Origin of the sequence: Luedemannella flava (assembly GCF_039528515.1) — a bacterium.
In the GTDB taxonomy this organism is placed as follows: Bacteria; Actinomycetota; Actinomycetes; order Mycobacteriales; family Micromonosporaceae; genus Luedemannella; species Luedemannella flava.
Window position 1 is genome coordinate 63,004 of sequence record NZ_BAAALT010000053.1, and the last position, 25,432, is coordinate 88,435.

19 protein-coding genes are annotated in these 25,432 nt (G+C 70.8%); 8 read left to right on the forward strand and 11 right to left on the reverse strand.

The window, feature by feature from the left end:
• Positions 1–148: 148 nt before the first annotated feature.
• On the reverse strand, positions 149–853 hold the full coding sequence (locus tag ABD211_RS10335; RefSeq protein WP_344128746.1) for a CAP domain-containing protein: 705 nt from the start codon (positions 851–853) through the stop codon (positions 149–151).
• Positions 854–1,143: 290 nt separating this feature from the next.
• Here ABD211_RS10335 and ABD211_RS10340 point away from each other — a divergent pair, with 290 nt between their 5' ends.
• Together ABD211_RS10340 and ABD211_RS10345 are read left to right on the forward strand one after the other, a co-directional pair.
• Positions 1,144–1,347: a cold-shock protein gene (locus ABD211_RS10340; protein WP_344128749.1), complete on the forward strand. Its 204-nt coding sequence runs from the start codon at positions 1,144–1,146 to the stop codon at positions 1,345–1,347.
• A gap of 76 nt (positions 1,348–1,423) precedes the next feature.
• Positions 1,424–2,290: a DUF72 domain-containing protein gene (locus ABD211_RS10345; protein WP_344128751.1), complete on the forward strand. Its 867-nt coding sequence runs from the start codon at positions 1,424–1,426 to the stop codon at positions 2,288–2,290.
• Here the strand turns inward: ABD211_RS10345 and ABD211_RS10350 are convergent.
• Positions 2,279–4,714: a right-handed parallel beta-helix repeat-containing protein gene (locus ABD211_RS10350; protein WP_344128753.1), complete on the reverse strand. Its 2,436-nt coding sequence runs from the start codon at positions 4,712–4,714 to the stop codon at positions 2,279–2,281. The genes ABD211_RS10345 and ABD211_RS10350 overlap by 12 nt on opposite strands.
• Before the next feature lie 326 nt (positions 4,715–5,040).
• Here ABD211_RS10350 and ligA point away from each other — a divergent pair, with 326 nt between their 5' ends.
• The 4 genes from ligA (at position 5,041) to ABD211_RS10370 (ending at position 10,792) form a co-directional block, all read left to right on the forward strand.
• Complete coding sequence (ligA, locus tag ABD211_RS10355; protein WP_344128755.1) at positions 5,041–7,065, forward strand: NAD-dependent DNA ligase LigA; 2,025 nt, start codon at positions 5,041–5,043, stop codon at positions 7,063–7,065.
• A 151-nt stretch (positions 7,066–7,216) separates the two neighbouring features.
• Entirely contained in the window at positions 7,217–7,606 is a 390-nt protein-coding gene (locus ABD211_RS10360) for a hypothetical protein (RefSeq protein ID WP_344128757.1), read from the forward strand.
• 226 nt (positions 7,607–7,832) lie between these two features.
• Complete coding sequence (locus tag ABD211_RS10365; protein ID WP_344128759.1) at positions 7,833–8,588, forward strand: class I SAM-dependent methyltransferase; 756 nt, start codon at positions 7,833–7,835, stop codon at positions 8,586–8,588.
• A gap of 512 nt (positions 8,589–9,100) precedes the next feature.
• Complete coding sequence (locus tag ABD211_RS10370; RefSeq protein WP_344128761.1) at positions 9,101–10,792, forward strand: RICIN domain-containing protein; 1,692 nt, start codon at positions 9,101–9,103, stop codon at positions 10,790–10,792.
• A gap of 29 nt (positions 10,793–10,821) precedes the next feature.
• Here the strand turns inward: ABD211_RS10370 and ABD211_RS34025 are convergent, their stop codons facing one another.
• Both ABD211_RS34025 and ABD211_RS10375 read right to left on the reverse strand, forming a co-directional pair.
• Entirely contained in the window at positions 10,822–11,184 is a 363-nt protein-coding gene (locus ABD211_RS34025; protein WP_486336256.1) for a hypothetical protein, read from the reverse strand.
• Between the two features lie 115 nt (positions 11,185–11,299).
• On the reverse strand, positions 11,300–11,785 hold the full coding sequence (locus tag ABD211_RS10375) for a GNAT family N-acetyltransferase (protein ID WP_344128763.1): 486 nt from the start codon (positions 11,783–11,785) through the stop codon (positions 11,300–11,302).
• 126 nt (positions 11,786–11,911) lie between these two features.
• Between ABD211_RS10375 and ABD211_RS10380 the strand changes: the two genes are divergently transcribed.
• On the forward strand, positions 11,912–13,762 hold the full coding sequence (locus tag ABD211_RS10380) for a serine/threonine-protein kinase (protein ID WP_344128765.1): 1,851 nt from the start codon (positions 11,912–11,914) through the stop codon (positions 13,760–13,762).
• A 10-nt stretch (positions 13,763–13,772) separates the two neighbouring features.
• On the opposite strand, the gene ABD211_RS10385 is transcribed toward ABD211_RS10380, so the two are convergent.
• The 5 genes from ABD211_RS10385 to ABD211_RS10405 all read right to left on the reverse strand — a co-directional run bounded on the left by ABD211_RS10385 (position 13,773) and on the right by ABD211_RS10405 (position 19,335).
• The gene (locus ABD211_RS10385) at positions 13,773–15,902 is read right to left on the reverse strand and encodes a B12-binding domain-containing radical SAM protein (RefSeq protein ID WP_344128767.1); all 2,130 of its coding nucleotides are present in this window, start codon (positions 15,900–15,902) and stop codon (positions 13,773–13,775) included.
• The gene (locus ABD211_RS10390) at positions 15,899–17,197 is read right to left on the reverse strand and encodes a TfuA-like protein (RefSeq protein WP_344128769.1); all 1,299 of its coding nucleotides are present in this window, start codon (positions 17,195–17,197) and stop codon (positions 15,899–15,901) included. Before ABD211_RS10390 ends, ABD211_RS10385 begins: the two co-directional genes overlap by 4 nt.
• A gap of 79 nt (positions 17,198–17,276) precedes the next feature.
• Positions 17,277–18,416 carry a YcaO-like family protein gene (locus tag ABD211_RS10395; RefSeq protein WP_344128771.1) on the reverse strand — a complete coding sequence of 380 codons (1,140 nt, stop codon included), beginning with the start codon at positions 18,414–18,416 and terminating at the stop codon, positions 17,277–17,279.
• A gap of 61 nt (positions 18,417–18,477) precedes the next feature.
• The gene (locus tag ABD211_RS10400; protein ID WP_344128773.1) at positions 18,478–18,849 is read right to left on the reverse strand and encodes a hypothetical protein; all 372 of its coding nucleotides are present in this window, start codon (positions 18,847–18,849) and stop codon (positions 18,478–18,480) included.
• Positions 18,850–18,972: 123 nt separating this feature from the next.
• Positions 18,973–19,335 (reverse strand): hypothetical protein, encoded by a 363-nt coding sequence (locus ABD211_RS10405; protein ID WP_344128775.1) that lies wholly within the window; start codon positions 19,333–19,335, stop codon positions 18,973–18,975.
• 271 nt (positions 19,336–19,606) lie between these two features.
• Here ABD211_RS10405 and ABD211_RS10410 point away from each other — a divergent pair, with 271 nt between their 5' ends.
• Positions 19,607–20,329, forward strand: a complete 723-nt coding sequence (locus ABD211_RS10410) for a MerR family transcriptional regulator (RefSeq protein WP_344128777.1) — start codon at positions 19,607–19,609, stop codon at positions 20,327–20,329.
• On the opposite strand, the gene ABD211_RS10415 is transcribed toward ABD211_RS10410, so the two are convergent.
• Positions 20,291–23,263, reverse strand: a complete 2,973-nt coding sequence (locus ABD211_RS10415) for an ATP-binding cassette domain-containing protein (protein WP_344128779.1) — start codon at positions 23,261–23,263, stop codon at positions 20,291–20,293. The two genes, ABD211_RS10410 and ABD211_RS10415, sit on opposite strands and share 39 nt — an antisense overlap.
• A 6-nt stretch (positions 23,264–23,269) precedes the next feature.
• Positions 23,270–25,408 carry an NHLP family bacteriocin export ABC transporter peptidase/permease/ATPase subunit gene (locus ABD211_RS10420; protein WP_344128781.1) on the reverse strand — a complete coding sequence of 713 codons (2,139 nt, stop codon included), beginning with the start codon at positions 25,406–25,408 and terminating at the stop codon, positions 23,270–23,272.
• Between the last annotated feature and the right edge of the window lie 24 nt (positions 25,409–25,432).

Genomic DNA, 25,432 nt, shown 5'->3' on the forward strand with positions numbered 1-25,432 from the left:
CGTGTTGAGCGGGAAGCCCCGGACGGGCAGGGGTCTTTTCGCGGACCCTATCCCGTGACGGCGCTCCGGCATGCGGGCAGTGTGCCATTTCCGCTGCTGGACGGTGGTGCCTGGCGAGGGCAGGTGTGCCGCACTTCTCATCCGGACGTCAGAGCGGGGTGCCGAAGTCCTGGGTCCAGTAGGGGCGGCCGCGAGCGGAGTAGATCAGGCCGACGCCGAGGTGCTTCAGCTTGCAGTTGAGGATGTTGGCGCGGTGTCCGCTGCTGTTCATCCACGTGTCCATCACCGAGGCCGGGCTGGACTGGCCGGCGGCGATGTTCTCGGCCGCCCGCGAGTAGCGGTAGCCGGCGTTGATGATCCGTTTGTCGAAGGTGACGCCCTCGGGGGTGGTGTGGTCGAAGTAGTTGCGCGACGCCATATCGGCGGAGTGCGCCCGGGCGGCCTTGGCCAGGCGGGAGTCCCTGGTCAGGCTCGCGCAGCCGACCTTGGCGCGCTCCTTGTTGACCAGGGTCAGCACCGTGCCCTCGAAGCCGGTGTTCCCGTCGAGGGCGGGTGGGGGCGCGGGCCTGGTGATCGTCTTCGCGGGCTTCAGCGTGGCCTGCGGCCTCGTGGGGGTCGGGGCCGCGGGCGGGCGGGTCGTGGGACTGACCGGCGGGCTGACGTCCGGCGTTGGCTCGGATGGGGCGGGGCTGCCCGTCGGCAGGGCCGACTCGTTGCCGGTGCTCGTGAGCGAGGGACCCCAGACCAGGGTGCCGACCAGCGACATGATGGCGAACGCGAGGAGTGTGCTGCCGCCGGCGGCGGCGACCTGGGCTGTCCGCAGTTGTCGATGGGCGGGTCGCGAAGGACGCACCGGACGACCCTAGCAGCATCGACATGGATTTATCTAGTCTAATGGGGACATAAGTCCGGCGCGTCGGCGGGGTCGGTCCGGCGGCGTGGCGCGCGTCAGGCGGTCCGGGCCGGCTGTGCTAGGGTGGTGGAGTAATACGTTGCGGTGTGGTTTACCAGATGTCATGTAAGCGCCTGTGGTGTTTCGACTCAGGCGCTTTTTTGCATTGCCGGTCTAACCGGACAGGGTGATCAAAGCGTGACGGGGAGCTCGCACGGTGCGTGCTCCGCAACCCCTGAAAGGGAGATGACATGGCTACCGGAGTTGTGAAGTGGTTCAACGCGGACAAGGGCTTCGGCTTCATCACGCCCGATGGTGGCGGCCCCGACGTGTTCGCCCACTACTCGGCCATCCTGTCCAACGGCTTCCGTAGCCTGGACGAGAACCAGCACGTGGAGTTCGAGATCACGCAGGGCGCCAAGGGCCCGCAGGCCCAGGACATCCGCGTCATCTGACGTCTTTTCCCACGCACCCGGCGCGCCCCGCGTGCCGGGTGCGTGGCAGCCACCCCCGGGCGGGCACAATGGGCGGGTGGGGGAGATCCTCGTGGGGACCGCCTCGTGGACCGACAGGACGCTGCTCGACTCCGGCTGGTATCCGGAGTCGGCCGACACGCCTGAGCGGCGGCTCAACTACTACGCGCGGCAGTTCCCGCTCGTGGAGGTCGACGCCACCTACTACTCCCCGCCGGCGGAGCAGACCACCAGGCTGTGGGCGGCGCGTACCCCCGAGGATTTTGTCTTCAACATCAAGGCGTTCAGCCTGCTGACCGGGCATCCCACCAAGGTCTCCGCCCTCTACAAGGACCTTCGGCCGGACACGGACAAGAAGAACGTCTACCCGGACGCGTTGACACCGCAGGCCTATGAGGACGTCTGGACCCGGTTCCTGTCCGCGCTGGACCCGCTCGTGGAGGCCGGCAAGCTGGGCGCCGTCCTGTTCCAGTTCCCGCCGTGGTTCACCATCAGGAAGGCCAACAAGGAGTACCTGGTCGAGGTCCGCGACCGGTGCAGCCCGCTGCGGGTGGCGGTCGAGTTCCGCAACGCCACGTGGTTCGACGGGGACAACCGCGCGGAGACGATGGAGTTCCTGCGCCGCCATGAGCTTCCCTACGTCGTGGTCGACATGCCGCAGGGGCACCGGTCGTCGGTGCCCCCGGTGGTGGAGGCCACGTCGGACCTCGCCGTCGTCCGCTTCCATGGCCACAGCGACAAATGGGACAGCCGCGACATCTACGAGCGGTTCGGCTATGAGTACAGCAAGCGCGAGCTGAAGGACTGGGCACCCAGGCTGCGCGAGCTCGCCGACGGCGTCGGCCGGACCCATGTGCTGATGAACAACTGCTACTCCGACTACGCGCAACGCAACGCGAGCACCCTCATCGACCTACTGAGCTGAGGCCCCGCCGGGGATGTCCTGCGGCAGGAGGAGGCGGAGCTGCTCGGCGGTGGGGGCGGGGACGTCGGCGAGCCGTACCGCCTGCTGCTCCACCATCGCGTTGAACAGTTTCCGGGCGTGGCGTCCGTTGCCGAACGTGTGGTCCCGCGCGGCCGCGGTGAAGTGCTCCAGCAGCAACGGCTGCGTGTCAGGGCTGAGGTCATAGGCGTGCTCGGCCGCCAGCGACTCGGTGATGGCGAGCAGTTCCGCGGGCGAGTAGTCGGCGAACTCGATCGTCTTGGTGAACCGTGACGAGAGGCCCGGATTGGCGGCGAGGAAGTCGGACATCTCGTCGCGGTAGCCGGCGGCGATCACCACGACCTCCTCGCGCCGGTCCTCCATGAGCTTGACCAACGCGTCGATGGCCTCCTGCCCGAAGTCGGAGTTCGTCCCGAACGTGCGGGCGAGCGTGTACGCCTCGTCGATGAACAGGACGCCGCCGACAGCCCGCTCGAACGCCGCCGTGGTCTTGATCGCCGTACTGCCGAGATACTCCCCGACGAGGTCCGCCCGGGCGACCTCGACGACCTGGCCCTTGGCCAGCACGCCCAGGCCGGCGAGGAGCTGCCCGTAGAGCCGGGCGACGGTCGTCTTCCCGGTGCCGGGCGCGCCGGTGAACACGAGGTGGCGGCTGAGCGGCGGCGAGGGAAGGCCGGCCGCTCTGCGCTGTTGCCCGACGCGCAGCAGGTTGATCACGGAGCGCACCTCGCGCTTGACGGCGGCCAGACCGATCATCGCGTCCAGTTCCGACAGCAGCGCGTCCACCTGGGTGGACCCGGTCCGTGCCGCGCCGCCGTCTGCCTCCGCGCGCAGCCCTACGGGAGCCGCCTCGACGGAGGCGCCGGGCGCCGGGCGCGTCGTCACGGTGCGCCGGTCGGCACCCTGGACGGCGACCCCGGCGACGTCGGTGATGTCGCAGCCGTCGATGAGGACGGGGCGGTCGGTCTCGATGAGCACGCCGTCACCGCCGCAGCCGCTGATGGTGCAGGTCTGCAGCGTCAGGACCGACTCGTCACGGGCGTTGACGCCGGCGCGGTCAGGGCCGGTGACGCTCGTCCGGACCGCCTGGAGGCTCGCCTGCCCGCAGCCGTAGATGCCGACGCTCCCGCCCGTCACGACGACTTCGGACAGGTGCACCGACGCCGTCTCCGCCGCCGTCAGGCCGACGCCGCGGCTCGCCACCCGGACGGCCGACATGGTCAGTCGTCCGCCGCCGCCGGCGGCGCCGCCGGTGACCGTGGCGTCGCGCAGCTCGCCGCCCTCGATCCGCACGTTGGTGCCGGCCGGTCCCTCCATCACCACGCCGGCCTCACCGCCGGTGACCGTCAGGTCGGTGAAGACCGGATCGCCGCCGTCCACGCGTACGCCGTAGCGGGTGGGCCGGTCGACGCGCACCCCCGTGTAGCGTCCACTCGCGCCGCGTACCAGCACGGTGTCCTCGGCTCCGTCGCGCAGGGTCAGGTCGCGTACGACCGGTGTCGCGTTCTCGAGGGCCGCGAACCCCGGCAGCCCCGCGCCGCTGACGGTGCACTCCTCGAACAGGCCGCGGGCGGCGCTGACATGGATGCCGTTCTTGGCGACCCGGTCGATCCGGCACCGGCGCACCACCGGGTCGGCGCCGCTCAACACGACGATGCCGCTGGCGGCGAGGTCACTGACGTCGCAGTCCTCGAACAGCCCGCGGGCGGCGCTCTCGACGCTGACGGCGGCCCCGCGCCCGTCGGACACCCGGCACCGGCGCACCACCGGCTCGGCGCGGGCGCTCGCGAAGAAGGCCGCCGTGCGGACGCCCGTGAACTGGCTGTCCTCGATCGTCCCGCGGCCGCCCTCGAACGCCTCGAAGCCGTACCCGACGTCGCGGACGACGCAGTGGCGCACGACCGGGTCGCTGTCGCGCTTGGACAGCACCGCGTACTCGCTCAGGTCCTGGAACGTGCAGTACTCGACGGTGCCGCGCGAGTCGATGAACGCGACGCCGCGTCGCATGCCGCCGATGTGGCAGCGGTGCAGGTCGGCGTTGCCCCGCTCGACCAGGACGCCGGCCTCCGCCTGCCCGGTGACCGAACACGACCGCAGGTCGAGCCGCGCGCGGAGCACCGACACCGCGGCGGGCGTGGCGGAGTCCCACGTGGTCAGCTGGAGACCGTCGAGTATGACGTGGCCGTCCTCGCAGTGCACCGCCGCGAAGGCGCCGCGCGTCTCCACCACGACCGTGCCGGCCCCCGAGGCGGCCTGCACGGTGAGACCCTTGGACCGTACGGCGATCTGCCCCTCGTACCGGCCTGGCTCCACCAGCACCAGCGCGCCGCTGGGGGCCTGGGAGACCGCCTCCGCGATCGTCCGGTGCGCGCCCCACCGGCTCTGGGAGACGATCAACGTCGGCACGGCCATCGTCGGTCAGCCTCCCACCCGCCCATGGACCTCACCCCGCGTGGCAGACCCGACGCGAAGCATATGTGCCCGAGGGGAGATCCGTGCGCCGGCGCGGGCGTGGGCGCCGGAGTGCGTCGGGCTCGTGACAACTGCGCCGAGGCCGCAGCTCCAGCCGCTCAGCGTGCCGGCCTCGAATCCGGGGTTGGTTATGTTCGTCGCGACGCTGGGGTCGTGCAGATGCAGCAGGCCCGGCCGGGAGAGCCGCTGCGGCGGGCCGACGGAATCACCGCGCCGACCCTCCCCCATCGTGTCGGACCCGGGCGATAAATTCTCTGGCCATGACCACCCCCATCGTCCCGTTCGCCGACCGCGCCGAGTTCGACGTCGCGGTCGCCACCGCCCGCGAAGCCGCCACCGCCTACTACGACACGGCGGTCATGGTCATGCCCGATGCGGAATACGACGTGCTGTCCGACCGCATCCAGGCGACCCTCGCCCTCTACCCCGACTGGGACGATCAGGGCATCACCACCGCGGTCGCGGCCGGGGCGTCCGCGGGCGGCGACGTGGTCCACCCGACCCCCATGCTGTCCCTGGACAAGGTCAAGACCCGCGACGACCTGGCCGGGTTCGTCGGCCGACTCGCCGACCAGGCGGTCGTCGAGGTCAAGCTCGACGGCCTCGCGGTCCGTGCACAGTACCGGGACGGCCGGCTCATCCTCGTGGCCACCCGCGGCGACGGCACCACCGGCGAGGACGTCACCGTCCAGGCGATGCGCGACGGCGGCATCGCCGGCATGCCGATCGACCTGGGTCAGCCGTTCACCGGCGAGGTGCGCGGCGAGGTCTACATGACCGACGCCGACTTCGTGACCGCGAACGCCAACCGGGTCGCCGCCGGCGGCAAGGCGTTCGTGAACTCCCGCAACGCCACCGCGGGCAGCCTGCGCGCCCAGACCGCCGTCGCGGCCACCCCGATGACCTTCGCCGCCTACGAGATCACCGGCGAGGGGTCCGAAGAGCACACGGGGCACGCCAGCCGGATGACCTACGCGGCGACCCTCGGCTTCCTCACGGCGTACGACCTGACGCGCGAGGCGAGCAGTGGCGAGGTGGTCTCCGGCAACGTGGACGACGTTCTCGGCATCATCGACGCGATCGAGAAGGCCCGTCCCACGCTCGGCTACCAGATCGACGGCGCGGTCATCAAGGCCGAGGCCGACGCGGCCCGCGACCGCCTCGGCATGGCCAGCCGCACGCCGTACTGGGCGACCGCGTTCAAGTACCCGCCGGACACCGGCTTCTCCGTGCTGCGGGCCATCGAGGTCAACGTGGGGCGCACCGGCCGGGCGTCGTTCCGCGCCGTGATCGACCCCGTGTTCGTGGGTGGTTCCACCATCACATACGCGAGCCTGCACAACGCGCCCTGGATCGTCGAGCAGGGTCTCGCGATCGGCATGAAGGTCGCGGTCATCCGGGCCGGCGACGTCATCCCGCGGGTCACCGCCGCCGTCGGCGAGCAGCCCGAGGGCCTCACCGCGTGGGTGCCGCCCGTCGCCTGCCCGCAGTGCAACGAGGCGTGGGACACCAGCAGCCTGCTGTGGCGGTGCCACACCGCCTCGTGCGCGGCGGTGAACGCACTCGTCTACTGGTGCAGCCGCGAGGCCCTAGACGTCGAGCGCATCGGCGACTCGATCTGTGAGGCGCTCGTCGAGCAGGGCCTCGCGACGACCGTCGCCGACCTCTACGAGCTGACCGTCGAGGACCTCGCGAACCTGCCCATGGGCACCACCTCCACCGGGTCGGTGCGGCGCCTTGGCCTGGCCAACGCGACCGAGATCGTCACCCAGCTCGAGGCGAGCAAGTCGCAGCCGCTCAACCGCGTCATCACGGGCCTCGGCATCCGGATGACCGGCCGGTCGGTCGGTCGTTGGCTCGCGGCCCGCTTCCGGTCCATGGCCGCGCTGCGCGCCGCGACCGTCGAGGAGATCGCCGAGATCGACAAGATGGGCCTGATCAAGGCGCAGGCCGTCGTGGACGGGCTGGTCGCCATGGCCCCCGTGATCGACCGGCTGGCCGCGCACGGTCTCACCATGGAGGTCGTCGACGACGGCGGCGCCCGGCCCTGGGACGGCAGGAAGGTCGTGGTCAGCGGCACGGTGCCCGGGATGGGTCGCACCGAGGCCCAGGAGGCCGCGGCCCGCCTCGGCGCCACCGTCTCCAGTTCGGTCAGCAAGAACACCGACCTCCTGGTCGCGGGCGACGGCGCCGGCAGCAAACTGGCCAAGGCGCAGTCGCTCGGCGTCGAGGTCATGGCCGCGGAGGACTTCGCGGCCTTCTACGCGGCCACCTTTCCCGCGTGACCGTTAGCATCCCACGCCGCTGAGCGACGTACTGGGACAGGTATCGGGCAGTCGGGTCCACGGCTGCACTTTCCGGCTGGGCGGTGCACGGTCGTGCGCGACATCGCGCGCGATGTGCCGTCGCACCCCCAGTCCGGAAGGCTCTACCGATATGGCGACATGGAACGACGTGGTCTCGTACGTCCGGGCCAACTACAAGGTCTCCGACGAAGGACCCAACAAGCTGAAGCTCGTCTTCGAGACCGAGGACCTGCGCACCCAGGTGGTCGTGCTCTGGCACCTGACCCTGAACAACACCGAGGAGTGGGTGCAGATCGAGTCGCCGTTCGGCGAGCTCGGCAACCTCAACCTGGCGCACGCCCTGCAGCAGGTCGCTGACAAGGTGTGCGGCGGCATCGGCCTGTTCGGCAACATGGTCACCTACCGGCACGCCGTGCCGCTGGACAACCTGAACATCAACGAGCTGGAGCGCCCGCTCGCCCTGGTCACTACCACGGCGGACCGCCTCGAGCGGGAGCTCACCGGCGGCGACCAGTTCTGACCCGCGAACGTCGCGCGGCCCCGACCGGGGCCGCGCGACGCTACGTGGCGGCGTTCGTTCGTGGAGGGCTTGTCGCGGCGACGGGTCACTGTACGAATGCTGAAACGTTGTGGAACCCGTGCTGCACGTTTTGTGCAGTGCGGAACGTGACGTGACCTGAACTTTCTGCGGGCCCGGCAGGCGCGTGCGTCCTACGCTGGGTCGGTCGAGACACCGGGGAGGCGTCGTGGAGAAGGTCGACTACGACGAGCGGCTGCACGTCGGATATGTCGCCGGTCGACGGATGTCGCCGGGCGCGCACGAGACGTGGATGGCGGCGTTCGCCCGGCACCTGCCGGGGACGCGGCCGTTGACCTGGCTCGATCTGGGATCGGGGACCGGCCGCATGACCCCCGCTCTGGCGGAAGCCTTCGGCGGGCCGGTCCACGGAGTCGAGCCGTCGGACCGGATGCGGGCTCAGGCCATTGCCCATGCCGGCCATCCGGCCGTCGCGTACGCGGCCGGGTCCGCCGAGCGAATCCCGTTGCCGGACGCCTCGTGCGACGCGGCCCTGATGTTCTTCGTCTGGCACCACGTCGTTGACCGCGAGGCGGCCGCGGCCGAGCTGCGCCGGGTTCTCAAGCCGGGCGGCATACTCTTCGTGCAGGTGAACCTCGCCGACCGGATGCCCGACACGTGGTGGTTCCGCGTCGTGCCGGAGTGGGCGGACGCCGACCGGGCGCAGTTCCGGACCGAGGCAGAGGTGACGAGCGACTTCACGGGTGCCGGCTGGACGTTCGCCGCCCGCGACGAGGTCAGGTGGTGTCGCTCAGCGAGCCTGACCGAGGACTACGAGCGGCTGAAGCTGCGGGCCGTCTCGTCCTTCGAGCGTATGAGCGAGGAGACCATCGCAGCGGCCTTCGCCCGGATCGATGCGGCGCTGCCCGCACTCGGCGACGAGCCGCAGTACGAGACCAGCGACCTGCTCGTTTTTCGACGTTAGCGCTGCTGGAACAGTTTCCAGCGCCCCTCGGAGACGACCTGGGCGACGCCGTCGACCACGCTGACGGCGACTTCCAGCCCAGGCCGCACACGGCGATGACGCCTGACCGGAGATCGCCCGCCACGCCATGCCGGGCCCACCGGGGAACGGGTAGATGGCCGTGGGGATGAAGAGGGCGTTGGCCTCCGCGACCGGCTTGCCCAGCAGGTCGACCAGCGCCTCGTGGAATCGCGAAGAACTCAGCTCGTTTCCTGCGCTGAATTGACATCGTCGGCTGGCTATGCGTGTCCATCGGCGCGCCGAGGGTAGATGACCATCCACATCGGGCTTCCATAGTGGAATCGAAGTGGGCTACGGTGGCCTGGTCCAACCAACGGGGCTTGCGGCCGTTGGCGGTTCTATGAGCGACCGCCACGGCGTCTTCAGCGATGTCTAACCGTGCACTCGGCGCTGTTCGAGTGTCCGGGCGATGTCGCGTGGGCGTACACGGGGTCGCACGGGGAGGAATTGCAATGGCAACTGTCAATCTCAGGGGCAGGCGGTGGCTGGCCGCGGTCGCGGCACTGCCACTCGCGGTCGGGCTGCTGGCAGCGCTGCCGGCGTCGCCGGCGACTGCGGCGGCGGGCGGGTCCGCGGCCGTGCCGAAGGTCCACTGCACCAGCGACAACTCCGCCACCGCCGGCAACCGGGTGCAGCTGGTGTACGCGTACGAGGCGGAACAGGCAGACCGCTCCGCCGAGCGGGACGCGCAGATCAAGTTCTCCGCCTGGGGAGCCGAGCAGCACGTCAACGACAGTGGCAGGCGCGACGGGAAGGAACGCTGGATCCGTTGGGTCACCACCGGGTCCGGGACCGGCAGCAACTGTACGATCAGCGTTCTGAAGATCCAGGTGCCGAAGGGGCAGGAGTACGGCAGCTCCGACTCCTGGATGACCACGCTGAGGAACGCGGGCCTCAACCGGAACGACCGCATCTACGCGATCTTCGCTGAGAACGACACCACCGACTGCGGCATCACCTGGACCGATCAACCGGTCTTCGATCCGTCGCCGGGCACCGGCAACTTCCAGAACTACCATCCGTTCTATTCGACCATCGTTCCCGGCTGTTTCACCCCGCACAACCTGAGCCACGAGCTCGCCCACGCCATGTTCGCCACGACGTCGTCGATGCCGGGCACCAGCGGGGATGCCTGGGGACACTGCGCCCAGGGCATGGAGTCGCTATGTGCCGTCAACCCACCCAACCTCGTGTGCGGCCACCCGCTGGACGGGCAGCGGTGGGACTGCAACGGCGATGACTACTTCAGCACCAAAACGACGCCGAACGGAACCTGGCTGCCGACCCACTGGAACGCCGCCAAGGACAGCCTCTACTTCGAGGCCGGTCAGAGCGTCACGGCGCAGCCGATCCCGAAGCTGTTCGCCCCGCAACTGCTGAAGGCTGTTGATGTCGAAGGCTCGTCGATCGCCTTCACGTGGAAGCCGTCATCCACGCCGGTCGGCGACCACAACTACACACTGACCTATGAAATTCTGCGCGAGAAGGACGGCGCGAAGTACATCATCGCCACGGTGGACGGGCTCAAGAACGACGCCCGGGTCACCGGCTTGCCGACTGGTTCCTCTTCGAGGTACACGGTGCGGGCCAAGCTCGTCTACAACGGAACCACCCAGATCTCGGCGGAGTCGATGCCGTTGATTCAGGCGACCAACAACAGCACCGCGTGGGCCGGCGCCGCGGAGACCAACGCCTCCTTCATCCTCAACAACGGCCTGAAGGACGGCTTCGGCACCGACTTCGTCATCGACGTGTACTTCGAGAGCCGGGACGAGGACGCCGGCGTCGTGCAGCACTACCGGAAGAACCTCAACAACCAGATCTGGGCCATGACCTCGACGGGGGGTCAAACGTATACGCTGACCAACCACCACAGCGGCAAGTGTCTGGCCCCGCTGGGTAACTCGACCACGGTGGGGACCCGCATCGTGCAGCACACCTGTGATGGCGCGGCGGCGCAGAAGTGGACGTTGACCAAGCTCACTGCGGCCAGCGACCCCGCCCTCGTCTACAACGTCAAGACGTCCAACGGGCTCTGCATCGGCGCGGAGAACAACAGCTTGGACAACGCGGCACCGCTCGTGCTCGCGACCTGCTCGTCACAGCAGCCCAGCCACAGGTGGACGCTCAACCGCGTCGCCTGACCCGACGACCGACCGGTGCGAGGCCGCCGCTAACCCGCGGCGGCCTCGCACCGCCTGGTCGTGGTGGAAGCGGGGTTCATCCGGTCGGTGCGACCATTCCTACGGGCGCAGGGACCTGGCGGCGGATCAGCCGCAGGCGGACCAGGGACCGCCAGAGCTCGTGGAACACATGCACCGCGACGCTTCGTGGCAGTCTCGCGCCGAGGTCTGACGGCGACGCGAACTCGTCCGAAGGCCCGCCGCTGCTCCGGTGGCTGTTCGCCGAGCGCGTTGACGAGGATCGTCGCGCCCACCGAGTGGCCCACGACGACCGCGCCGTCGTCCAGGGGCGCCAGCTCCCGACGGATGGCCGCGCTCCAGCGGGCGTAGCTCGGGTCGTCCTCGTCTGGCATGCGGGTAACCCGTCGCCGAGTGTGCTCCTCAGGCTGTCACACAGCCTGTCGTCCCACTCGTCGTGCGTGCCCGCGCCGTCGCCCTGGATGAAGCGGACCTGCCGGACCTTCGCCATCACACTCCTGCCAACGGGCGGTGGAAGCGGGTGTAGTCGTCGAAGTCGACGATCGGCTGGAAGCCGAGGCGACGAAGCACGGCGACGCTCCGGTCATTACCGTGGGTCACCCCGGCGTAGACGTCCGAGGCTCCCAGCTCATCACGGGCGTGGGCCAGGAGCGCGGCGCCCGCGGCGGTCGCGTAGCCGCACCCGGTCGCGTGCGCGGCGAGCCAGAACCCGAACCCGTACCGCGGCGGGTCGACGGCGACCAGGTCGATGCGGCCGATCAGCTCCCCGCCGCGCCAGATGCCGTACCGGTGGCCGGGCGTGGCGAACCCTTCGGCGAAGTCCCGCTCCGTGCCGGCGACTTCCTCCTCGTAGTTGCCGAACTGCGTGAGGTGCGCCCGGTTGGCCTGGACGACCCGGTGATACCTGCCGGCGTCGGCAGCGCTGAGCGGCCGCAGCACGAGACCGAGGTCGGCTCGGAGATCAGACCTCTGCACGACTGGACACGGTAGGTCGCCGGGGACCGGGCGGCAATCGAGTTCGTCACGTACTCGTCAGCAACGAGCGGGCTGAAGCGAGTCGCTACAGTTCAATCTCCCAGACTCGCGGGCGCAGGAGTGCCGATGGCGGACTTTCCGATCATTCCGGGGTACAAGATCGACGGACGGCTCGGCAGTGGTGGTCAGGCCGACGTGTACTCAGGGCGACAGGAGAGTGCGGCCGCGTTCCGGGTTGCCGTCAAGGTCTACCGGACTGATCGCGATGCTGTGGCGGACGCCCAGGGGCGTCGGTTCGACCGTGAGGTCGAGGCGCTCAGGAGTCTGCGTCACCAGAACATCGTGCGGGTGTTCACCGCCGACTACACAGCCGACCAGCGACCGTACATCGTGACCGAGTTGTGCGAGCGCTCGCTCGCCCAGCACCTCAGGACGTTCGGGCCGATGTCGCTGGATGAGGCGCTCCAGGTCGGTGAGCAGTTGGCCGATGGTCTGATCGCCCTGCACGGCGGGGACCGCCCGATCCTGCACCGCGATATCAAGCCCGGCAACGTCTTCATCATCGATGGCCGCAAGCCGGATCAGGTGGCGCTCGGTGACTTCGGCAGTGCCGTGTTCCTCGGCGCCAACGGCACGTACCCGACGACGGTGGCCATGCATTCGGGTGGGTACACGGCGCCGGAGATCTTCAAGCACCACCGGGCTACGGTCCGGTCGGACATCTACTCGCTGGGCCGGACGATCTGCGTGCTGATCCACGGACCTACCCCGGGCGGCGGCCTGCCGACCGCCGAGGAGCTCGACGTGCCCGCTGCGGTGGCCCGGATGCTGGCCCGGGCGACGGCGGCCGAGCCCGACGAACGCTACGAATCGGCGACGGCGTTCAAGCGGGCGATCGCCGCGGCGCGCAGGAGCAGCGCCCACCGACCGGGGGCGGACGACATCGGCGTCGGGACAACCGAGCCTCAGGTCAGGACCCGGGTGAAGGAAGAAGGGTCGTCGCCTGCGGGCGCACCGCGCGTCGATCTCGCACCGCGACTGCTGAAAGTCCCGGAGGCCCGACCCGAGCTCCGCCGCAACGCGTGGCGGGCAGCCGGTGTCTGGCTTTTCGCCGCGGTCCTGTTGCTCGCCTTCGGCGGCCAGCTGTGGCCGTGGCTGTGGCCGGCCGCGATCCTCGCGGCGTGCGTCGCGTTCCTGACCGCGTTGTACATCGGCGACGAGCTCCGGGCGGGCGCCTTCTGGGCCGCCGGCATCGCGCACGGCATCCCGGCCCTCGGCCATCTCGGCAGCAGGGACGGGGCACGTGCCGCGGCGACCGCTGTGGTCGCAATAGCCTGTCTCGTGGCGGTTCGCCTCGCCGCGCGCGCCAACAAACACGAGACACGAAGAACCGACGCGGAGTCGGCGAACGAGCGTCGGAAGAGGTCCTTCGCCCGCTATGCCGGCGGCGACAAAGGCTGGTTCGGTGCCGGCCGATTGCCGGAGTGGCTGCGGAACGTCCTCAACAACGAGCGTTGCGTCTGGATCTTCGAACTGCCCGACAAGGATTTCCCCTACGCCGTCGTTGCCGATGGGCACGTCATCCTGGTCACCGTCGTCGACTGGGAACCCGGCAGCTACACCATCGCGGAGAACTTCGAGGTCAGCGCCGGGCGTCGACACTTTCGCGGCTACACGACGCTGCTGAGCGAAGTCTCGAGAGCGGCCGCGGTCATTCCCGACCCGCGGCCTCATGTCACGGCGCCGCCGTTTCCCGATGAAGTGGACTTCACGAAGGCGATCGTGGTGACCAACACGGCGCGTCCCGACTCGGTCGAGGTCCGTACCAGGTACTTCGAGCGTGGCAACATGCTGGTCTGTGACGCGCGGACGGCCGGGCAGAGTTTCGACAGGGTGCTGGCGAAGGCTGACCCGAGGCTATGCGACGTCGAGCTCCTCGACGCGGTTCGGGCGAGGTCGACGTACAAACAGACGTGAGGATGTTCGATCAGCGGGTCGGGACGGCAGTGCCCACAGGCGTCGGGGAGTGGCGGCGGATCAGGCGTAGGCGTACCAGGGACCGCCACGTCTGGTCGGTGTTGAACGCGGCCAGGATCCACGCCCGGCTGCGGGCCTCGGCGAGCGTCGTGGGCTCGGCGAACAGCTTCAGGTACAGCTTCGCGTTGGGCGGCAGCAGGAACACCCGGCCGTCGTCGCGCCGGAACGCGACCCGGCCGGCGGGCAGGTCCTGACCCGACGAGCCGTACAGCTCGCAGTAGCGGTCGAGCACGGCCGGGTCCGGCGTCGAGACGAAGGAACCGTTGACGACGAACGGGGTGTCGTCGTCGTCCTCGCGCAGGTCGCGGTCCTGTTCGAGCAGCTCGCGGACCGCCGTGCCGTACCGGTCGTGGTAGAAGAACGTGTGCGGCGTGTCGACCGCGCCGAGCCAGGGCCGGTCGTAGTGGGCCCGGTTGAGGCGCTTCTTCGCCTCGCCGATCTCCTCCCGCGCCGCCTCCGTGACCGGCTCGTCGTAGAACAGGACGGGCGACACGTCGCCCTGCGGCGGCCGGCGCAGGTTGCTGATGCCGAACCGGTCGGGCTGCTTGGCGACGATCGCGCCCGGCGTGAGGACGAAGTCGCCGAGCCCGCCGAACGTCCACAGGTCCCGGTTGTCGAGCAGGAAGTTGATGCTGTCCAGCGCCTCGTCGCGGGTCTCGGTCGGGAAGCCGGTGAAGCCCATCATCTGCACCCCGATGCCGGCCTTCGTCATCGCGGTGATGGTCTGCTTGACCTGGGCGGGCCGGGTGCCCTTGTCGATGAGGTCGAGCACGCGCTGGTTGGCCGACTCGAAGCCGACCGAGATGGCCGTGCAGCCGCTGCGTCTGAGCAGCTCGCACCGCTCGTCGGACCAGTACTTCTCCAGGCGGATCTCCGCGCCCCAGCGGAAGTCGAGGCCGCGGTCGACCACCTGCTCCGCGAAACGCAGGATCGTGGCAGGCGCGAGTACGTCCACCGAGAAGTAGATGAACTTGGCGAACGTGGACAGCTCCGTCACGTCCCGGATCATCGTGTCGACGGTGTCCTGCCGCCACGGACTGGTCGGCCCGTCGGTGTTGAGGCCGTAGTCGCAGAACGTGCACTTGTTCCAGTAGCAGCCCCGGCTGGGGGAGTAGTAGACGAACCGCTCGGGGCTCAGGTACGCATCCCACGGGAGCCGGCTGAAGTCGGGCGTCGGGACGGTCGCCAGCTTCTCGTAGTGCAGCATCGGCAGGGCGCGCACCGCCCCGTACTTGGGATGCAGTCTGATGTTGGGGTGGGTGACCGGCAGCGACCCGGCGCCGAGCGCGTTGAGCAGCTCGACGTAGGCCGTCTCGCCCTCGCCGATGACGATCGCGTCGAGGTCGTGGAAGACCTCGAACACCATCTGCCGCTCGGCGGCCGCCTTCCACACGTCGGAGACCTCGGTGCCGCCGGCGACGAGGAACGCGTCGGGCAGCCACGACCGCACGAGGCGCGCGAGCCACAGGGCGAACGGCAGCTGCCACTGGTACGTGATGTTGATGCCGACCACGTCGTAGCCGCCCCGGACCAGGCGCGAGCGCAGGATCGTGTCGTAGTACGACTGGTAGGGCCGGTTGAGCCGGTCGAGCAGCGCGTGGTCGGTCAGCGCCCGCACGGAGCCGACGGCGATCGGCGGCGGCGGCTCCAGGTGGAAGCCCTCCCGGAACTGGCCGGGAAAACCGGTCGTGGCCAGCACGTTCATCCAGGCGATGATCCCGTCGACGGCCTCCTGGTAGTGGCCGTAGTCGTAGAAGCGCTCCGGATCCCGCAGGGTCGCGACCGCGTTGCGGACCCGCTCCGGGTCCGGGTCGCCGACCCGCAGCAGGTGCGCGTCGACCAGGTCCTTGTTGAGCCGGTAGCTGCCGTAGTCGACGTAGTCGCGCGGCGCGGCGAGCTCCTGGTCGAGCCAGGCGAGGCCGGCGGGGGAGTACGAGTGGTGGAACGCCTCGATGTTGACGTCGATGAGGTCGGCGGCCGGGTGGCCCTGCGCCCGCGCGTACGAGTCGATGTAGCTCAGCGAGTGGTAGCCCGAGGTCGGGTCGGTGATCGGCGGGTAGAGCAGGGCAACCTTGGTCATGAGTGCTCCGTCCTCGGAAAACTGGGTGCGCCGAACATCCGCAGGCCGGCCACGAACTGCTCGGCCACGACCCGGAACTCCTCGAGGCTGCCGAGGCCGCGGTCCCACACCGCCGGCTCCAGGTCCTCGACCGCCACGCCCCACACCCGCGCGTAGGTGGCGTCGATGCGCTCGTCGGAGAAGCGCCGCCGGGTCTGCGGCACGTGCGGGTCGGGGCGCGGCAGGCGCGCGTTGACGAGTTCGGCGTCGGCCACGAACCCGGCCGCGGCCCGGAGGGTGGCCTCGTCGGTCAGCTCGTCCGGCAGCAGATGCGCCGCGATGGTCTGGTCGCCGACCGTGCCGAAACCCCTGGCGAGTACGCGCAGGAGCCGCTCGTCGTCGTCGAGTCCCGGCTCGGGCGCCCAGGCGTGGTCGAGCTCGCCCCGTTGGCGGGCGGCTGCCAGCGCCAGCCGCTCGACCGCCGGGTCCGAGGGGGACACCCCGACGAGCGCGGCGAGCGTCTCCCGCCGGTGCAGCGCGGGATAGTCCGGGTGCAGGAGCATGATCGCGGCGATCAGCTCGTGACCCCGGACCCAGACGTCGCCGGCCCGGCGGCCGGTGCTGCGCGCCTGCCAGGAGACGAGGAAACTGGTGGCCACGTGCGCGACCGCGTCGTCGGCCGGGCCGGCCGGGGTGATCGTCGCGGCGCTGCGCAGCAGCAGCCGGGCGTCGGCGGTCTTGGCGTCGCGGGGGTTCGCGGCCAGCCAGTCGAGGAACGGCGCGGCGATCGGGAGGTCGCGCAGGGCGCGGTAGCTGCGGTCCCGGAAGGGCAGCCGCCGGGCGGTCTCCACCAGGCCCGTCTCCTCGTCGACGGTGATGACGCCCGCCGCGCCTGCCTCCCGCAGCGCGAGCCGGATGTTCACCAGCGGCTCGCTCAGCGCCCGGTACCCCTCCTCGGCGGGGGCGTACGCCATGGCTACCTCGTCGTCGCCGTCGATGACGCCCTCGGCGTACAGGCGGAAGATCTCGCCGACGCCGCGCATGCCGAAGCGCCACAGCTCGGCGGCGCGCAGGGCGCCCATGCTGCTCGCGCCGGCCACGGCGACGCCACGTTCGAGCAGGGCCAGGATCTCCCGGTGGCGTACGGGCGCGGCCTGCATGAACAGGCCGTCGATGAGGAACACCCGGTCCCCGCCGGCGGCCGGCAGGCCGAGCAGGTCCCCGTGCGCGACGGGCGGTCTCACCACGGCCCCGGGCAGCAGGTCTTCGACGGCGTTCGCGGAAAGCGACGGTCCCACGAATACGAAGTCGGTCATGCGTCCTCCACTTCGTTCCGGCCGCCTGACCTTGAGACTGAGCCGATGTGACCGGCCCCTCCGCTTCGCTCCGGACCGGTCATGACGTCGGCCTTGTCACCTTGGACTCCTGGAACATGCGCAGGCGGGGGGCGTACACCTTGCAGACGGGCAGGCCCAGGTCGGCGTGCGTGAGGTCGATGACGAACGGTTCGACGCCGGTGCGGGCCATGACCCGGGCCGCGTAGTCGGCGATGACCCCCTCGATGCTCTCCGGCAGGGCGGGTGACGGGCGCAGCGGCCGCAGCGGGCGCTCGACCGGGACGGGCGGTCGGGACAGCGGGTCGGCCTGCTCGTACACCTTGGGGTTGATGTCGTCGCGGGCGCCGGAGACGCCGGCCATCCGGGACTGCACGGCCTCGGCGATGGCCCGGCCCACGGCGATCTCCGGCTCCACGTGGCAGCCGAAGCCGCCGAAGAACACCGGCAGGCTCGGCGACCAGATGATGGCGCCGTAGCAGGCGACCCCGAGGTCGTTGGTGACGTCGCAGACCTCCATCCAGCAGCCGGCGGCGCGCAGCGCGGCGACGATGGCGACCGTGCTGTCCACGGTGGCGGCTGTGGGGTCGACGTACGCGCGCTGTTCGGGCGGGGTGTCGGTGTGCTCGGTGACGCACTCGCGCTCGATGAGCTCCTGCAACCCGTGCAGGGTGGCCTCGGCGAGCGTGTTCCCGGCGGCGAGGCCGTTGCTGGTCGGGCGGAACAGCACCCGGGCCCAGTCGCGGCGGGCGGTGAAGTCGAGTCTCGCGGTGTCCAGCGGCACCGGCACCGCGCGCCCGGTGATCAGGCCCCGGCCGGCCACCCAGTCCAGGACGGTCCGGTCGGTGAGCGGCGAGTTCGGGGCGAGCTGCAGGTCGCGCACGTCGTACGGCAGGTCGAGGTCGGCGGCGCCGCAGCGGGCCACGATCGGCAGGACCGGGTTCTCCGCGTGCCACGCTTCGGCGCCCTCCATCACGGCGCTGACCTTCGACGGCGTCGCGGTGAGCCCGATCCCGAGGCTCACCGTCAGCGTCCGGCTGACCGGACGGTACGCGGCGTGCGACGGCAGGCCGATGTCGTCGAGGCCGGTGAGGTCGGCCACCCGGGTCACGCCGATCGCGGGCAGGAGCGGCCGGATCCGGTCCCAGGTCGCCTCGGCCGTCGTACTGCGGTAGGTGTTGATGCCCCGGACGAGAGTCATCGTCGCTCCTCGGTGACCTTGTGGCGGGCCGCCCGGGTTCGGGCGGCCCGCCGGGGCGCGTTCAGCGGGACTCGGACCACAAACAGAGCGAGACGTTGACGTTGGTGTTGTTGTCGGCCAACGCGGCGGCCATGTCCAGCTCGGCGTCGGTCAGCTCGGCCGTGTCGATGAGCGGTGTCTGCGGCACGATGAGGACGTGCGTCGTGGCGCTCTCGTCCCACTTGGCCATGACGTCGTCCTTGGTGGGCAGGTGCTCGAGGTCGCTGCGGTCGAGGACGACGACCTCGCCGGGGCCGACGGGCAGGCCCGCCTCGATGGCGTACGCGGTCGGGTCGGCCACGATCCGGTTGTGCTCGTCCTCGTCGCGCCAGACCTTCACGAGCAGGTCGACGTACTTGCGGGTGAACTCGGTGTGCTCGACTTCTCCGGTCATCGGACCCTCATTTCGGATGCTGGGTGGCTGTGCTGGAAGACGCTACGAGCATTGACGGACGTCGAACGAAAATGGCAGCAGTCCTGGCCGTTGTCGGCCGGCGAGGCCCGGCCGATGACACGGTCAGGTGCAACAGCACGGGCAGCAGCAGGCGGTGCCGGGTTCGAGGCCGGCGACGACGTTCTCCAGCTCCTGCTCGTTGATCTCGACCTCGCCCTCGACCTCGATGGCCGGCACGAACAGGACCAGCTCGCCCAGGGCGGGCGCGTCGCGCCAGGCCGCCACCTGGGCCTCCAGGTCGGGCTCGGCGTCGCCGGTGTCGCGGCGCACGGTGACCGTCACGTCGTCGGGCACCGTGACGCCGTACTCGCTGAGCAGTTGTCTGGGGTCGCGCTCAAGGAGCGCCTCGCGTGCCGGGTCGGACCAGACCTCGACCACGAGGCGCCCGTACGCGGCGATGAATATCGCCCGGTCTCCGGGGCTCACGGCTCCTCCTCGATGTGGTGCCAGAAAGCCACATCGTGCGCCGGAGAAGGGGTCACCGAGCCGGGTTCCACCGAGCCGGGCAGCCCGCGAAGATCGGCGGGAACGGATCGGTGCAATCGATCTAATAATTGAAGCTTTTCACTTTAGCGAGGTCATTTCGCATTTGCCATAGAGCATGTTGTCACACTTTTCCTGGATGATCCGACGTCTGCCCGCGCACGGCCCGGCCAACTACGCTACGCATGCATCCGAACACATTCGGGAGGCGACGATGACGGCTGAGGGTGCGCGGTACACCGTGGACGAGCTTGCCGCGAAGGTCGGCATGTCGCCGCGGAACATCCGCGCCCATCAGACCCGGTCGCTGCTCGGCCCGCCCGTGCGGCGCGGCCGCACCGCCTACTACGACGACAGCCACGTGCGCCGCCTCGAGGCCATCAAGTCCCTGCAGCGTCAGGGCTACAACCTCGTGGCGATCGAGGCGATCCTCGGCGTGCGCAGTCCCGAGCCGGTCACCGAGGCACTCCAGACGCTCCTGCAGCGCCTCGGCCGCGAGCAGCCCGGCCTCGTGCACGCCCTGGCCCGCCACGGCGTGCTGATCCGCGGCGAGGACGGCAGCGTGCACATGGTCCGGGCCCGCCTCATGCGCTCCGTCCTCGGCCTCAACCGGGCCGGCGTGCACGCGGTGCCGTCGCTGCAGGTGCTCTCCGAGGTCCTGGACCGGCTGCGGCTCATCGCCGAGGATCTGGTCCGCTCGACCAGCCAGCGCATCGTCAGCGCCACGCCCGCCCTGCGCGCGGGCGCGGCCGCGACGTGGGACGAGGTCGACACGCGGTCCGACGCCCTGGCAGCCAGCATGATCGCCCTGCTCACGGAGGCGTTCCGGGTGGCGCTGGAGAACTTCGGCACCACCGCCATGCCGGACCTCATCGCCGAGAGCGCCGGCGGCGCCCAGCTACACCTGACCGGCAGCCCGACGATCGACAACGGCTAGCTCGTCGCCGTCCGGGGTGCGTTCCGGCGCGACGAGCAGCTGCCGGCGGGCCAGCCGGTGGAACAGACCGTTCTTGTCGGCCATCAGCTGGGCGTACGCGCCGTCCTGCACGATGGCGCCCTTGTCCATGACGACGATGCGGTCGGCGCTCATCACCGTCGACAGCCGGTGCGCGATGATGATCCGCGACGCGGCCAGGGCCCGGGTGCTCTGCGTGACGATCTCCTGCGTCCGGTTGTCCAGCGCGCTCGTCGCCTCGTCGAAGAACAGCATCCGGGGCCGGTCCACCAGGGCGCGCGCGATGAGCACCCGCTGGCGCTGCCCCACCGACAGGGTGCCGCCGCCGAACGGCACGTTGGTGCCCATGCCCATCGGGAAGCTCGCGATGTCGCCGTCCAGGCCGGCCATCCGGGCCGCCTCCCACAACCTTTCCAGCGGGTACGTGCCGGCGCCCGCGATGTTCTCCCGCACGCTGCCGGCGAAGAGCATGCCGTCCTGCAGCACCACCCCGCACTGCCGGCGGACCGCCTGCACGTCGAGTTCGGCGAGGTCCTGCCCGTCGTAGAGCACCGCGCCGGTGGTCGGCCGCTCGAACCCCAGCAGCAGCCGCAGCAACGTGGACTTGCCGCAGCCGCTCGGCCCCACGATCGCCACGAATTCACCCGGCCGCACCAGCAACGACACCCCGTTGAGTACGGGCGCCTCGTCGGGGGAGTACGCGAACGTGACGTCGTTGATGTGGATCTCCCCACGCAGGTCGCCGGGGTCGACCCGGTCCGGCAGCCGCTCCGGGTCGGCCTCCAGCACGGGCGCCAGGACCTCCAGCCGGGGCAGTGCGGCGAGGAACTCGACGCTGCCGGCCACCACCACGAGCACGGCCCCCAGGAGGAGTGTGTAGGCGACGTTGACGGAGTAGAACTGCTCGGGCCGGATCTGTCCGGACAGGGGGCCGGCGAGCATCCCGAACAGGGCGAGCTGCCCCGCGATCGGCAGCACGGTGGCGACCGCGACGAGCACGCTCTGCACCTCGCGGACCCGGTTGAGGTCGGCCCGCGCCCCCGCGTGCACCTGCGCCCACCGCGCGAATGCGCGGTCCTCCGCCCGCGCCAGCTTGATCTTCGTGATGCCGCCGAGGAGCTGGTTGGTCAGCGCCGCGGCCCGGTGCTCGGCCGGCAGCGCCGCCCGCTGCCGGCGCACGATCAGCCCGCCGAACACCCACACGAGCAGGCCCGCGACGGCGGTGACGCCCAGGCAGGCGAACCCGAGCGGGGCGCTGATCCAGAAGATGAGCGTCAGGTCCGCGACGATGGTCAGGATGGCGCTGACCGCCTGCGCGAGCAGCCCCGACAGCGCCTGTCGGATGAACGATATGCCGAGTACGGAGTTCGCCAGCTCGCCGCTGCTCGTCGAGCGGAAGAACCGCACCGGCAGGCGCATGAGCCGGTCCCACAGCACGAGCTGGGTGCCGATCTCGGCCCGGCCCTCCAGGCGGAGCAGCCGCAGGCCCTGGGCGACGCCGACCAGCCCGGCGACGACCGCCGCGGACACGAGCAGCCCGGCCAGCGCGAGCATGCCGCCCGTACTGCCAGTGTCGGAGATGGAGGCGAGCACCCGGCCCACGACGAGCGGGGTGGCGAGGCCCAGCGATGCGACGACGAGGCCCACGATGAGCAGGGCCAGCAGGTCCCGGCGGCCACCGGACAAACCGAGGCGCAGCGCGTCGCGCATCCCGGCCCGGCGGGGCAGCGGCGCCTGCACCTGGGCGGCAGTCGTCTCGAATGCTGTAGCGCCCGCGCTGGTGAGCGGGGTCGCGGTCCGGGCCTGCGGCTCGATCTCGTGGTAGCGGCCGCCCTGGAAGCGCAGCGCGACCGCCGCGCCGCCGCGCCAGCCGATGAGCGGGCCGAGATCGTGGCGCCACCAGCCCGCCGGCAGCTTCACCGGCCGCAGGTGCAGCGCGGAGCTGCGCGCGACCGCCTGCAGGGCCTCCTGGTCGTCCGCCGGCGGGTGGCGGTGGTCGGCCGGTTCCACGACCGCGACCCCGTCCGCCGTCACGATCTCCAGGACGTCGGCCGCCCGGCGGTACCGCGCGAAGTGGTACTCGTGCTCGTCGTCGGGCACGCGTGCCCCGCCGCCGACGACCCGCAGCGCCGACCGGGCCGCGCCGCGCAGCGCGGCCGTGTTGACCCGTTTGCGTTCGCCGATGCCGCCGACGAACCGCTCGGCGAGGCGGTCGACGCGTACGTCGATGACGCCCAGCAGGCGGTGCACGTGGGCGTCGAGAACGGGCCGCAGCTCGCCCGCGGCGAGCAGCTGCCACGTCGACACGCTCGTCACCCGGCACGGGCCGGCCGCTACCACCCAGTCGCGGCCGGCGAGCGGGGCGAGTTCGCCGTCGCCGATCGTGCCGGCGGTGCCGCCGTTGTGGACCAGGTCGCCGCCGCTGGGCCGGACCCAGCGGACGTCGGTGTTGCTGGTGAGCGCGTCCCCCTCGGTGAGCGTGGCCGGCTTGCCGGGCTGCAGGGTGCGGGCGCCGCGCGGGCTCTGCCCCTCCCGTACGGCGTCGGCGAGGACGAGCAGGGTGCGGTCGACGGCGGCGGCCGGCCCGCGGGCGGCCCGGACCGTCGCCTGGTCGCCGGCCGAGCGTTCCGCGAGGGCCAGCCGTTCGGCGGTGAGGTGCCGCACGCCGGTGCCGACCAACGGGACGAGGATGAGCCGCCACGGCCCGGCGAGCGGGGTGCTGGGCACCAGGCCGTGGGCGGGCAACCGGGCGACGAAGTGCCGCCGCGACCGGGCGCCGTCGGGGCGGACCCGCACGGCGAACAGGTCGGCGGGTCCGTCCAGCAGGTATGCCGGGTGCGCGCCGCCGAGCTCCACGACCCGTTCGTGCTCGGGCTCGCCGTGGCCGAACAGCCGGTCCCAGTCGCGGTCCACCATGCCCCCTCACTGGTCGCGGACGAGCGCCGCGTACGCGCCGTCGGCCGCCATCAACTGCTCGTGGGTGCCACGTTCGACCTCGCCGCCCCGGTCGAGCACGACGATCAGGTCGGCGTCGCGGATCGTCGACAGCCGGTGTGCCACCACCAGGCACGTCGCACCGCGCTTGCGCAGGTTGTTGTCGATGAGCCGCTCGGTCTCCGCGTCGAGCGCGCTGGTCGCCTCGTCGAGGATGAGCACGCTCGGCTGCCGGACCAGGGCGCGGGCGATCTCGAGGCGCTGGCGCTGGCCGCCGGAGAAGTTCCTACCGCCCTCCGCCACCTTGCTGGCCAGGCCGCCGGGTCGGCTGGCGACGTCGGGGTAGATGCCGGCGTCGGTGAGCGCCTCGATGACGGTCTCGTCGGGGATCGTCGGGTCCCACAGCGTGACGTTGTCGCGGACGGTGCCCTCGAACAGCAGCTGGTCCTGGTCGACGAGGGCGACCGTGGCCGCCCACAGGTCGGGGTCGATCTCCTCGCGGCGTCGCCCGTCGATGGTGACCTCGCCGGACCACGGCCGGTACAGCCCGGCGACGAGCCGCCCGACGGTCGACTTCCCACTGCCCGAGCCACCGACCAGCGCGACCCGCGCGCCCGGCGGCACGTCCAGCTCGAAGCGTTCGACCAGTGGTTTCGTCAGCGGGTTGTACCCGAACGTCACCCCCCGGATGCGCAGATGCCCCTCCATCGGCGCGACCTCGTCGTCTGTCACCATCGGCGCGGGCAGCGGGTAGTTCTCCACGTCCCGCACCCGGCTCAGGTCGGCGCTCATGTCCTGCAGCTGCCCGCCGAGCGCGGTCAGGCTCGCCACCGGCCGGTTCATCATCGCCACCAGGCCCTGCATGGCGAGCAGGACGCCCACGGACAGGCTGCCGGACAGCACCCGGTAGCTGCCGACGCTCAGCAGCACCGCCGTGTTCACCGCGGCGAGCACGGCCGGGACGACGGCGAGGGCGGCGGTCGGCACGCCGAGCTTCTGCTGGCTCGTGATGACGGCCGCGCCGCGTGCCGCGAAGCGCTGAAAGCCCTTCTGCTCCTCGCCCGCCGCCTTGATCGACTCGATCATCTGGATCGTCGTGTAGACCGTCCCGAACAGCTTGCCCCGGTCGGCGACCAGGCCCGCGACCGCGCTCGTGCGCTGCGCCGAGACGTAGCGCAGTACCGCCATGTTCGCCCCGGAGAACGCCACCGCGCACAGCCCCAGCAGCACGTCGTACCGGCACAGCAGGACCCCGTACGCGGCCAGCAGCAACAGGTCGACCACGGTGGTCGCGACGCGGCGGGTGAGCAGCGCGGCGATCGTGTCGTTGCTGCGGACCCGGTTGGTCAGGTCGGCCGCCTGGCGCTGGTCGAAGAACGACAGCGGCAGGCGCAGCAGATGTCGCATGAAGCGGGCCGCGCTGCCCAGCGCCACCGCCGTCTCCGCCCGCACCAGCAGTTGCTGCTGCAGCAGGCCGGCGACCATCGTCAGGACCACCGCGACGGCCATCGCCGCGACGAGCCCGCGCAGCGCGTCCTGGCCGTCGCTGAGCAGCACCCGGTCGACGAACACGGCCGTCATCACCGGCATGATGAGGCCCACGAGCGCGATGATGACGCCGAGCAGCATCGTCTGCGGCACGATCGAGCCGAGGTTGCGCCAGCGGGCGGCGAGCGCCCGCATGACCCGGTAGCGGGTGCCCCCGCGCCGGAAGTCCGGACCGGGCCGCAGGGTCAGCGCCACCCCGGTGTACGAACCGTCGAAGTCCTCCCAACTCGTGGTCCGCGGCCCGGTGGCCGGGTCGTTGAGGTGGACGCGCCGCCCGAAGCCCTCCAGGACGAGAAAGTGCGCGAACCGCCAGAACAGGATGACCGGCAGGTCCGTCTTGGCGAGCGCGCCGACGTCCATCTGGAAGCCCTTGGCCTCCAGCCCGTACGTGCGGGCCGCCTTGATCACGCTCACGGCGGTGGACCCGTCGCGGCTGACCCCGCACGTCTGGCGTAGCTCCTCGAGGGGCACGTGCCGCCCGTAGTGCGCCAGCACGATCCCGAGCGACGCCGCCCCGCACTCCACGGCCTCCATCTGGATCACCGTGGGCGTCCGGACGCGCCTTGTCGTCGGCCTCATCCCGCCACCCCGCTTCGCTCGGCG